At 73.5% G+C, this 10,215-nt stretch carries 9 protein-coding genes and 1 pseudogene; 5 read left to right on the forward strand and 5 right to left on the reverse strand.

Going from position 1 to position 10,215, the window contains the following annotated elements; translation table 11 throughout:
- Positions 1-32: 32 nt before the first annotated feature.
- Entirely contained in the window at positions 33-980 is a 948-nt protein-coding gene (locus ACWD0A_RS09205) for a MurR/RpiR family transcriptional regulator (protein ID WP_451296125.1), read from the reverse strand.
- A 56-nt stretch (positions 981-1,036) separates the two neighbouring features.
- On the opposite strand from ACWD0A_RS09205, the gene ACWD0A_RS09210 reads away from it, so the two are divergent.
- On the forward strand, positions 1,037-1,393 hold the full coding sequence (locus ACWD0A_RS09210) for a hypothetical protein (protein ID WP_177150309.1): 357 nt from the start codon (positions 1,037-1,039) through the stop codon (positions 1,391-1,393).
- Positions 1,390-1,659, forward strand: a complete 270-nt coding sequence (locus ACWD0A_RS09215; RefSeq protein ID WP_451296127.1) for a DUF4031 domain-containing protein — start codon at positions 1,390-1,392, stop codon at positions 1,657-1,659. The genes ACWD0A_RS09210 and ACWD0A_RS09215 overlap by 4 nt, the downstream gene beginning before the upstream one ends.
- 9 nt (positions 1,660-1,668) lie before the next feature.
- Here the strand turns inward: ACWD0A_RS09215 and ACWD0A_RS09220 are convergent.
- Both ACWD0A_RS09220 and ACWD0A_RS09225 read right to left on the reverse strand, forming a co-directional pair.
- A pseudogene (locus ACWD0A_RS09220) lies at positions 1,669-2,895 on the reverse strand (Cmx/CmrA family chloramphenicol efflux MFS transporter).
- Positions 2,896-2,983: 88 nt separating this feature from the next.
- Positions 2,984-3,634: an HD domain-containing protein gene (locus tag ACWD0A_RS09225; protein ID WP_451296129.1), complete on the reverse strand. Its 651-nt coding sequence runs from the start codon at positions 3,632-3,634 to the stop codon at positions 2,984-2,986.
- Between the two features lie 92 nt (positions 3,635-3,726).
- Here ACWD0A_RS09225 and ACWD0A_RS09230 point away from each other — a divergent pair, with 92 nt between their 5' ends.
- Entirely contained in the window at positions 3,727-4,380 is a 654-nt protein-coding gene (locus tag ACWD0A_RS09230) for a maleylpyruvate isomerase family mycothiol-dependent enzyme (protein ID WP_451296131.1), read from the forward strand.
- Positions 4,381-4,392: 12 nt separating this feature from the next.
- On the opposite strand, the gene ACWD0A_RS09235 is transcribed toward ACWD0A_RS09230, so the two are convergent.
- A complete protein-coding gene (locus tag ACWD0A_RS09235) occupies positions 4,393-6,657 on the reverse strand; it encodes a heavy metal translocating P-type ATPase (protein ID WP_451296133.1) in 2,265 nt (754 codons plus the stop codon).
- A gap of 243 nt (positions 6,658-6,900) precedes the next feature.
- On the opposite strand from ACWD0A_RS09235, the gene ACWD0A_RS09240 reads away from it, so the two are divergent.
- Positions 6,901-7,599 carry a copper homeostasis protein CutC gene (locus tag ACWD0A_RS09240; protein ID WP_451296135.1) on the forward strand — a complete coding sequence of 233 codons (699 nt, stop codon included), beginning with the start codon at positions 6,901-6,903 and terminating at the stop codon, positions 7,597-7,599.
- 60 nt (positions 7,600-7,659) lie between these two features.
- Here ACWD0A_RS09240 and ACWD0A_RS09245 read toward each other — a convergent pair whose 3' ends face one another.
- Complete coding sequence (locus ACWD0A_RS09245; RefSeq protein WP_451296137.1) at positions 7,660-9,726, reverse strand: HelD family protein; 2,067 nt, start codon at positions 9,724-9,726, stop codon at positions 7,660-7,662.
- A gap of 276 nt (positions 9,727-10,002) precedes the next feature.
- On the opposite strand from ACWD0A_RS09245, the gene ACWD0A_RS09250 reads away from it, so the two are divergent.
- Positions 10,003-10,188, forward strand: a complete 186-nt coding sequence (locus tag ACWD0A_RS09250; protein ID WP_307714843.1) for a hypothetical protein — start codon at positions 10,003-10,005, stop codon at positions 10,186-10,188.
- The last annotated feature ends 27 nt before the right edge of the window (positions 10,189-10,215 follow it).

The raw sequence follows: 10,215 nt of genomic DNA on the forward strand, positions 1-10,215 counted from the left end.
TGCTTTCTCGGGACGTACGGCGTGTGGGGGGGTCAGCGGGTGCGCGGGCTGTGGCGGTGCGCGAGAGCCTCGTACGACGCGGCGAGGGCAGGTGCCGCCGACTCGTAGGTGCGCTGTGCCACGCCGATGAACAGGCAGTCGACGACCAGCAGTTGACTGGTGCGGGAGGACATCGCGGCCGGGCGCAGTTCGCTCTCGCGCGCGGTGGAGGTCGTGAGGATGTGGTCGGCGTACTGCGACACGGGGCCGTCCGGGCGGCCGGTGATCGCGATCGTCGTGGCGCCCCGGTCGAACGCCACCCGCAGCGGCTCGATCACGTCCCCCGTCGAGCCGGAGTGCGTGATGGCGACGGCGACGTCGCCGGAGCGCAGCTGCACGGCGTTGGTCACCGCGAGGTGCGGGTCGCTGTGCGCGTGCGCGATCAGGCCGATGCGCAGCAGCTTCTGGGCGAGGTCCATGCCGACGAGGGAGGAGGCGCCGACGCCGTAGATGTCGATGCGGCGGGCCGTGGCCGCGGCGGCCACGGCCGCGCCGAGCTGCACGGTGTCGAGGCCGGCGGCGGTGTCGGCGAGCGTCTGCTGCTCGTCGTACGCGAGCTTGGCGACGACGTCCCCGATCGGGTCGTCGACGGCGATGTCGGTGGTGAGGGCGGGCGCGCGGCCCGACTCCTGGTGGGCGGCGAGACCGGCGAGCGCGAGGCGCAGATCGCGGTAGCCGGGGTAGCCGAGGAGGCGGGCGGTGCGCACGACGGTCGCCTCGCTGGTGCCCGTGAGCTCGGCGAGTCCGGTGACCGTGAGGGCGGCGCAGCCTGCCGGATCGTCGGCGACGGCTTCGGCGACCCGCTGCATGGAGCGGGTCATGGACGGCGAGAGCGTGCGCACCTTCGCCGCGAGGGCGGCGGGAGGGGGGACCGCCCGCGTGCCGGGAGCGGCAGGGAAGGGTGCCTCACCGCTGAAAATTTCCTTCACTGGATTGGTCACATCTGAAAGATATTTTCGTATTTCGGGTGCCGTCAAGACCCGGAGACAATGGGGACATGGATCGGACGAACCCACTGGAACAGGCACTGCACGCCGCCCGCGCGCTGGTGCTCGCCGACCTCGCCGCCCGCGACGTGGCCGACGCCGGTGTCGTGTCGCTGGTCGAGGAGGCGGTGTCGCACCGCCGGTGGTGGGCCGAGCAATGGCCCGAGGGCGTCGCGTACGTCGCGGGGCTCGTCGCCCAGGACGTCCAGGACGCGCTGCTGGAGCGGCACGGCCGCTGGCCGCTGTGCCCGGTCTGCGACGCGGGCGACCCGCACGCGCTGGAGATCGAGCCCGAACTGGGGCCGGACCCGCACTGGGTGTGCGGCAAGGCCGGGGTCGTGGTGGCGCCGGTGGGCGGCCTGCGGTGACGGTGTACATCGACCCGCCGAGCTGGCCGGGCCACGGCCGCATGTGGTCGCACATGGTCAGCGACGTGTCCTTCGACGAACTGCACGCGTTCGCCGAGTCGATCGGCTGCCCGCGCCGCGCGTTCGAACGCGACCACTACGACGTGCCCTCGCACCGGTACGCGGACGCGGTGGCGGCGGGGGCGGTCGAGATCGGTTCCAAGGAGCTCGTACGCCGCCTGACCGACGCGGGCCTGCGCAGGCCCAAGAACCGTCCGTCCGTGTAGGGCCTGTCGTCAGGCGTGCTCGGTCAGGGCCGCCGCGCCCCGCGGGTCCGCGGCCGAGCCCGTCACCAGACGCGACCTGCTGTGCAGCCGCAGCGACACGGCGACGAGCACGATCGCCACGACGGTCATCGCCGCGCCGGCCCACGCCGTCGACGCGAAGCCGAGGTCCGCGTCGATGACCGCGCCGCCGAGCCACGGGCCGCCCGTGTTGCCCAGGTTGAACGCCGCGGTCGTCGTCGCGCCGGCGAGCGTCGGCGCGACGCCCGCGACGTTGAACATCCGGGCGTTGAGCGCCGGGGCCGTGCAGAAGGCCGAGACGCCGAGCAGGAACGACAGCACGATCACGGCGACGGGGCTGCCCGCGAACAGCGCGAGCGCCGCCAGCAGCACGGTCGACGCGGCGATCCCGCTGAGCAGCACGCCGAACAGGTGGGCGTCGGCGACCCGGCCGCCGATCGTCGTGCCGATCAGCGCCCCGATCCCGAACAGCGCGAGCACGGCCGGCACCCAGCCGTCCGCCAGCCCGGCCACGTCCGTCAGCAGCGGCGCGAGATACGAGAACGCGCAGAAGACGCCGCCCGCCGCCAGCGCCGTGATCGCGACGGAGAGCCACACCTGACCGTCGCGGTAGATGGCGAGCTCGCGCTTCAACTGCGGCCTCCGCTCGGGCCGCGGGATGCGCGGGATCAGCGTCACGACGCCGACCAGGGCGCCGACGGCCCAGAACGCCGAACGCCACCCCAGGTGCTCGCCCAGGAACGCGCCCGCGGGAACGCCGAGGACGTTGGCGATCGACAGCCCGCCGATCATGACGGCCATCGCACGGGCCCGTGAGGTCATGGGCACCATGGCGATCGCGACGGCCGCGCCGACGGCCCAGAACCCGGCACAGGCGAGGGCGCTCACGACGCGCGAGGCGAAGAGGACCTCGTACGAGGGGGCCAGCGCACCGGCGACCTGTCCGAGGCCGAAGAGCGAGATCAGGGTGATCAGCGTCGTCTTGCGCGGCAGCCGCAGTGTCGCGACGGCGAGCAGCGGCGCGCCGACGACCATGCCGATCGCGAAGGCGGAGATCAGCAACCCGGCCCGGGGGATCGAGACGTTCATGTCGTCGGCGATGGGCGGCAGCAGCCCGGAGAGCATGAACTCTCCCCCACTGCCCTAACGGGCGTGGGGGTACCCCCACGTGCCGAGGGCGAAGACGGACAGGCCGAGTATGGAGACGGCGAGCGGCATGCGGGCGCCGGCGGGCCGTTCGGTGGGGGCGGGCATGACAGGTGCCAACAGGACGGTCGTCCCTGTCATTCCCCAGCGGGCCGGTGTCTCACGATGCGGCCAGCAGCTCCAGCTCCACCGTGAGGTTGTGGCGGGCAGGCTCCTCCCACGCGCGCGCGCCGTACGGGGTGTGGAACAGGCGCGGCAGCCGCAGCAACTGGCGCAGCACCGCCGCCCGCCCGTCGCGGAACGCCTCCTCGGGGACGAACGCGTACTCCTCGCGCACCGCCGCCGCATAGGCCGCGTACGCCTCCGGGGCCGCGGCCAGGATCGCCAGGTCGGCGTCGCACAGGACCTGGCCGTTGCGGTCGTCGCCGGCCGGGTCGTGCGTGACGGTGAGGCGGACGAGCCGGGCGACCTCGGCGGTGGCCCCGGCGCTCAGCCCGGCCTCGGGAAGAGCCCTCTCGGCGAGCCGGGCGGAGCGCTCCTCGTTCTCGGAACGGTCCGGCAGGTACACCGCGTCGTGGAACCAGGCCGCGAGACGGACGAGGTCGGGGTCGGCGGCGTGGGCGGCCAGGGTGTCGACATGGTCCAGTACCGCGATGAGATGCGCCGTGGTGTGGTAACGCCGCTGCGGTTCGGCCCAGCGGCCGAGGAGGTTGTCGGCGTAGGGCACGGGATCGGGGCCGTCCGCCCCTCCACGGGCGGCGAGGAGGGCCTGGGTCCAGCGGGCACGGAGATCGGCGGCGGCGTCGCTCATGTGCCGACTCTAGAGCGGCTCCCGCGCGGAGCGGGACGGGCGGGGCCCCGAACCGGCTGACGTACGGACGCCCATGCGGTTGGCTGGGCGGCATGGAATCCGTACGAGACGCCGAACTGCCCGGGCTTCTGCTGCGCACCGAGCGCGACGCCCTGATACCGCTGTTGCGCGGCCGGTCCGACGACGACTTCGCCCTGCGCACCTGCTGTCCCGGCTGGACGGTGCGCCATGTCCTCGCGCACTGTTCGGCCGCGTTGATGCGGGTCGTCGAAGGGCGTTTCGAGGAAGGGGTGTTCAGCCCCGAGGCGAACGACCGCGACATCGCCGAGCGTGCCGACTGGTCCAACGCGCAGGTGGTGGACGAGCTGGAGCGCGGCATGACCGAGGCCGGGCCCGTGATTGCCGCGGCCGCCGACGGGCAGCTGGACGGCATCGCCCTGGGTGAGTGGGTGCACGCCGGTGACGTACGGGAGGCGTTCGGCGAACCGGGCGCGTACGCGGGGGACGGGTCGGCCCCCGCGCTCGCGCTGCTCGCCGCCCTGACCCGGGCCCGGAAGACGGTGCCGCTGCTGGCCCTGCTCGACGAGCGCGACGAGCCCCTCGTCCTCGGCGCCGACAGCCCGCAGCCCGCCCGCTACACCGGCGACGCGGCCACCCTGATCAGGCTGTACGCAGGGAGGCCGCTCACCGGGACGCGGTACGGGCTGACGGGGGCGACGGAGCGGGAGCTCCTCATCTTCGACTGAGGGGGAGGGGCGTCACCCGGCCGCCTTGAAGCTGCGCAGCCGGAGGGAGTTGCCGACGACGAACACGGAGGAGATGGCCATCGCGGCTCCGGCGATCATCGGGTTGAGGAGGCCGGCGGCGGCGAGGGGGAGGGCCGCGACGTTGTAGGCGAAGGCCCAGAACAGGTTGGACTTGATGGTCCCGAGCGTCTTGCGGGAGAGACGGATGGCGTCCGCGGCGGCGTTGAGGTCGCCCCGTACGAGGGTGAGGTCGCCGGCCTCGATGGCGGCGTCGGTGCCGGTGCCCATGGCGAGTCCGAGGTCGGCCTGGGCGAGTGCGGCGGCGTCGTTGACGCCGTCGCCGACCATGGCGACGCTGCGGCCCTCGGCCTGGAGGCGCTTGACGACGTTCACCTTGTCCTCGGGCATGACCTCGGCGACGACCTCGTCGATGCCGACCTCCTTCGCCACGGTCTCGGCGACGGCCTTGTTGTCGCCGGTGAGCAGGATCGGGGTGAGGCCGAGGGCGCGCAGCCGCCGGATGGCTTCGGCGCTGGTGTCCTTGACGGCGTCGGCGACCTCCAGGACGGCGCGGGCCTCGCCGTCCCAGGCGACGGCGACGGCGGTGCGGCCGGCCGCTTCGGCGTCGTGCTTGGCGCGCTCCAGCTGGACGGGGAGAGGGATCTCCCACTCCTTGAGCAGCTTCTCGCGGCCGACGAGGACGGCGTGGCCCTCGACGATGCCCTGGACTCCGAGGCCGGGGATGTTGGCGAAGTCCTCCGAGGTGGGCAGGGCGCCGACCGTGTCCAACGCCCCGGTGGCGACGGCCTGGGCGATGGGGTGCTCGGAGGCGTGCTCCAACGCGCCCGCCAGCCGCAGGACTTCGGTCTCGGTGGTGGTGCCGGCCGTGTGGACGGCGAGCAGGGTCATCCTGCCGGTGGTGACGGTGCCCGTCTTGTCCAGGACGATGGTGTCGACCTTGCGGGTGGTCTCCAGCACCTCGGGTCCCTTGATCAGGATGCCCAGCTGGGCGCCGCGGCCGGTGCCGACCATGAGCGCGGTCGGCGTGGCCAGGCCCAGGGCGCAGGGGCAGGCGATGATCAGGACGGCGACGGCGGCGGTGAACGCGGCGGTCCAGCCCGCGCCGTTGCCGAGCCAGAAGCCGAGCGTCGCGAGCGCGAGGCCGATGACGACGGGGACGAAGACGGCGGAGATCCTGTCGGCGAGCCGCTGGGCGGCGGCCTTGCCGTTCTGCGCGTCCTCCACCAGCTTGGCCATGCGGGCGAGCTGGGTGTCGGCGCCGACGCGGGTGGCCTCGACGACCAGGCGGCCGCCGGCGTTCAGGGTCGCGCCGGTGACGCCGTCGCCGACGGTGACCTCGACGGGAACGGACTCGCCGGTGAGCATCGAGGCGTCGACGGCGGAGGCGCCCTCGACGACGGTGCCGTCGGTGGCGATCTTCTCCCCGGGCCGCACCAGGAACCGGTCCCCCACCTGGAGCCCGGCCGTGGGGATCGTCTCCTCCCGGCCGCCACGCAGGACCGTGACCTCCTTGGCGCCCAGTTCCAGCAGCGCCTTGAGGGCGGCCCCCGCCTTGCGCTTGGAGCGCGCCTCGAAGTACCGCCCGGCCAGGATGAACGCGGTGACCCCGGCGGCCGCCTCCAGGTAGATGTTCCCGGCGCCGTCGCTGCGGCCGATCGTCAGCTCGAAGGGGTGCGTCATGCCGGGCGTGCCGGCGGTCCCGAAGAACAGGGCCCACAGCGACCACAGGAACGCCGCCGAGGTGCCGACCGAGATCAGGGTGTCCATGGTGGCCGCGCCGTGGCGGGCGTTGGTGAACGCGGCGCGGTGGAAGGGCCAGGCGGCGTAGGTGACGACGGGGGCGGCGAGGGTGAGGCTGAGCCACTGCCAGTACTCGATCTGCAGGGCCGGGACCATCGCCATCGCGATGACGGGGACGGAGAGCACCACGGCCGTGATCAGGCGCTGGCGCAGGGGTGCCAGTGCGTCGCTCTCCGGTGGTTCGCCGCTCTCCTCGGGAGTGACCCGGGGCGGGGCGGGCTCGTGGGCGGTGTACCCGGTGGCCTCGACGGTCGCGATCAGGTCCGCGACCTCGGTGCCGTCGGCGAAGGTGACCTTCGCCTTCTCGGTCGCGTAGTTCACGGTCGCCTCGACGCCGTCCATGCGGTTCAGCTTCTTCTCGATGCGGGCGGCACAGGAGGCGCAGGTCATGCCGCCGATGGCGAGTTCGACCTCGCGTGCTGCGGTGGTGGCCGGGTGGGCGGCTGCGGTCGGCATTCCTGCTCCTCGTCGATGGACTGATACCCCTAGGGGGTATCCTCGGCTCACCTCTTGTATACCCCCTCCCCGTAAGAGGTGCAAGGGGGTGAGGGTCGGCGTGACCGGGAAACCCGGGTGGCAGAGTGCTGTGTGCGGCTGCCGTGAGGGTGTGATGGGTACTAGGCTGGGATATTGGACTAGACCTCTCGGCCCCAAGGGGCCGGGTACCGCCGCAGCCGTCTCTCCTGGAGGAATGGGCCCATGAGCAACCGTGCACTCCTGGAGGTGATCGCCCTCGACGCGGAGGACGCGGTCGCAGCGCGCTCCGGAGGGGCCGACCGGCTGGAGCTGGTCGCCGACATGGCGGCCGACGGTCTGACCCCGGCGAGAGAGACCTTCGCCCGCGTCCGGGCGGCCGTGGACATCCCGGTGCGCGTCATGCTCCGCCTGACGGACGGGTTCTCGGCGGGCGGCCCGGAAGACGTCGACGCGCTGGTCCGGGCGGCGGAGGGGCTGCGGACTGAGGGCGCGGACGAGTTCGTGTTCGGCTTCCTGGACGACCACGGCCACCCGGACCTCGTGACCGTCGAACGGCTGGTGGCGGTGCTGGGCGGCTGCCGCTGGACGTTTCACCGGGCGATCGACCGCGCGGTGGACCGCGACGCGCTGCGCAAGCAGCTGGCGGACGTGCCGGGCCTGGACACGTACCTGACGGCCGGGTCGCCGGAGGGCGTCGACGACGGGCTGCCGATGCTGCTCGCGGAGGCGGCGCGGCGGGGCGAACCCGGCTACGAGGCGGCGCTCCTCGTCGGAGGCGGCCTGCGCCTCGCCCACGTTCCGGAGCTGCGGGCGGCGGGCGTCCGGGGGTTCCACATCGGCGGCGCGTCACGCCCGGCGGGCTGGTCCCGCCCGGTGTCACCCGAGGCGGTCGCGGAGTGGCGCGAGGCGCTGGACGCGTAGGGGTGTCGGCCCGGGGGCTGGTGCCCCCGGGCGGGCCACGGCCCCGGACGAGCCGCCCCGTCAGCCCAACTGCACCGGCAGCGGCTGGGCGTGCAGAACCGTCAGGCCCGAGACCGCCCTCGTCAGCGCCACGTACAGGCGGCGCAGGCCCGTGCGTTCGTCCGGTTCGGCCGAGACCACAGCGGCCGGCTCGTCCAGGACCACGTAGTCGTACTCCAGGCCCTTCGCCAGCGACGCCGGCACCAGCGTCAGGCGGGTGTCGGGGGTCGTCCCCTCGCCCGGGGACAGGTACGGCAGGCCGGCCGACGCCAGTGCCGCGGCCAGTGCCGGCACGCGGGCGTCCGAGGCGATCAGGCCGATCGAGCCCTCCCGGGTCAGGGACTCCAGGCAGGCCGAGACGACCGCCGCGTCCAGGTCCGACACGGCGCGGACCGCCAGCGAGCCCGGGTTCTCGCGCACCGAGGAGACCGGGGCCAGGCCCGGGGACATGTGCGGGAGGAGGCGGGAGGCGTACGCGATCACCTCGCGCGGCACGCGGAAGCCCGCCGTCAGCTCCTCGACCGCCGCCTCCGGCTTGCCGAGGTGGGACAGCGCCTCCGCCCACGACGCCGTCGCCCACGGCGTCGTCCCCTGGGCCAGGTCGCCCAGCACCGTCGCCGAGCCCGTCGAGCAGCGGCGGCCCACGGCCCGGTACTGCATCGGCGACAGGTCCTGCGCCTCGTCGAGCACGACGTGCCCGAGCGAGTGCGTGCGCTGCACCAGGTCCGTCGCCTCGTCGATCAGCACCGCGTCGGCGGGGGACCACTGCGCGGACTTCACGCTGCGGGGCGGCTTCGGGAACAGGATCGTGGCCTGCTCCTCGGCGGCGAGGATCCCGTCCGCGTGCGCGGCGAGGAACTCCGCGTCGGACAGCAGGCGCAGGACGAGCTTCGCCGGGTCCACCGGCGGCCAGATCGCCTTGACCGCCGCCTTGACCGCCGCGTTGCGTGCCACGGCGTCCTGGACGCGGTCGTCCGGGGCCTCGCCCGCCTGTTCCATGCGGACCAGCACCGCGTGCGCGATCCGCTGGGGCAGCGCGTCGCGCGCCGCGCCGTACCGCACGTCCCTGTCCAGCAACTCGCGGACGATCTCCTCCAGTTCGTACGCCGGGATCCGCCAGCGCCGTGACCCGCGCACGACCATCAGCGGCTCGGTCGGCGGCGTGACGTGCGAGCGGACCGCGCGGCGCAGCACCTCGGCCATCCGCGCGTCCCCCTTCACGACCGCCGCCGCGGCCGTGTCCTCGCCGCGCACCTCCACATGGGCGACGAGGTCGTCGACGGTGGACTGCCTGACCTCCAACTCGCCGAGCGCCGGGAGCACCTGCTCGATGTAGTGGAGGAAGGAGCGGTTCGGCCCGATGACGAGGGTGCCGGTGCGGGCGAGCCGATCCCGGTGGGCGTAGAGGAGGTACGCGACACGGTGCAGGCCCACGGCCGTCTTGCCGGTGCCGGGCCCGCCCTGGACGCACACCGTGCCGGACAGGCCACTGCGGACGATCTCGTCCTGCTCGGGCTGGATCGTCGCCACGATGTCCCGCATCGGGCCGACGCGCGGCCGCTCGATCTCCGCCTGGAGGAGCTTGGAGGTCTGCTCGGCCTCCGAAGGGTCGGTGAGGTGTTCGTCCTCGTACGCGGTGAGCTCGCCGCCCGTGTAGCCGAAGCGTCGTCGCAGGCCCACGTCCTGCGGGTCCTTGCGCGAGGCGCGGTAGAACGGCTGGGAGACGGGGGCGCGCCAGTCGATGACCATCGGGTCGCCGACGGCGTCGTGCACGTGCCGGCGGCCGATGTAGAAGCGCTCCCCCTCCTGAGTCGTGTGCAGGTAGTCGAGGCGGCCGAAGAACAGCGGGGTGTGCGACAGATCGGCCAGCGCCTTGATGCGCTCCTCGATCTGGGCTTCCAGGACGACCGCGTTGACCCAGTTCGCGGTCACGTCGTTGATGTCGAGCGACTCGACGTCCTCGCGCATCGCGCGCAACGCGGCGCGTGAGGCGGCCAGATGGGTCCGCTCGCGTCCGAGCGGATCGCCGTCGGCCGTGGGCGCCGCCGTGGCGGTAGTGACGTCGGGTACAGGGGCGTGCGCGGGCACGGGTTGCCTCCGGGCTGATGCTGTGTGGTCACGACATGGCAGACCGGCCGGTTTCCGTCCGGGCGGTGGCGCTCCTCGGGGGAGGCGGGAGAGGCCCCGACCGCGTCGGGGGCAAGCCCGCGAGTGTAGTCAGGGCCCCGAAGGGAGGCGAACGGTTTTCCCGGGGGGCGGTCCTCCCCGTAGGGGACGCCGTCGGTCGGGAGCAGTAGGCGCCCCGGTGCGCGGTTCAGCCCGCAGAGCGATGCTCCGGACGGGTGACGAGGCCACCATGGAGACATGAGCACAGCGACTTTCGCCCCAGGCACCACGCCCCCCGGCGGCGCCACCGCCACGGGCGCCGTCCACCACTCGTCCCACCGCGTCGGCAACGCCCTGCGCGCGATCAAGGTCTTCGCCGAGGCCGTGTTCTCCGTGGCCGTTCTCGGCGAGTACGCGGAGGAGGCGGGCGTCCGCCGTCGGTGACCCAGCCCGGCCGTGGCTGACCAGGGC

It is taken from the genome of Streptomyces sp. NPDC002867 (assembly GCF_053591895.1).

Excerpts from the sequence above, each read along its gene's own strand:
- ACWD0A_RS09210 (WP_177150309.1), top strand. The coding sequence starts at position 1,037 with ATGGATCGGACGAACCCACTGGAACAGGCACTGCACGCCGCCCGCGCG.
- ACWD0A_RS09235 (WP_451296133.1), bottom strand. The coding sequence starts at position 6,657 with ATGCCGACCGCAGCCGCCCACCCGGCCACCACCGCAGCACGCGAGGTC.
- ACWD0A_RS09240 (WP_451296135.1), top strand. The coding sequence starts at position 6,901 with ATGAGCAACCGTGCACTCCTGGAGGTGATCGCCCTCGACGCGGAGGAC.
- ACWD0A_RS09230 (WP_451296131.1), top strand. The coding sequence starts at position 3,727 with ATGGAATCCGTACGAGACGCCGAACTGCCCGGGCTTCTGCTGCGCACC.
- ACWD0A_RS09250 (WP_307714843.1), top strand. The coding sequence starts at position 10,003 with ATGAGCACAGCGACTTTCGCCCCAGGCACCACGCCCCCCGGCGGCGCC.
- ACWD0A_RS09225 (WP_451296129.1), bottom strand. The coding sequence starts at position 3,634 with ATGAGCGACGCCGCCGCCGATCTCCGTGCCCGCTGGACCCAGGCCCTC.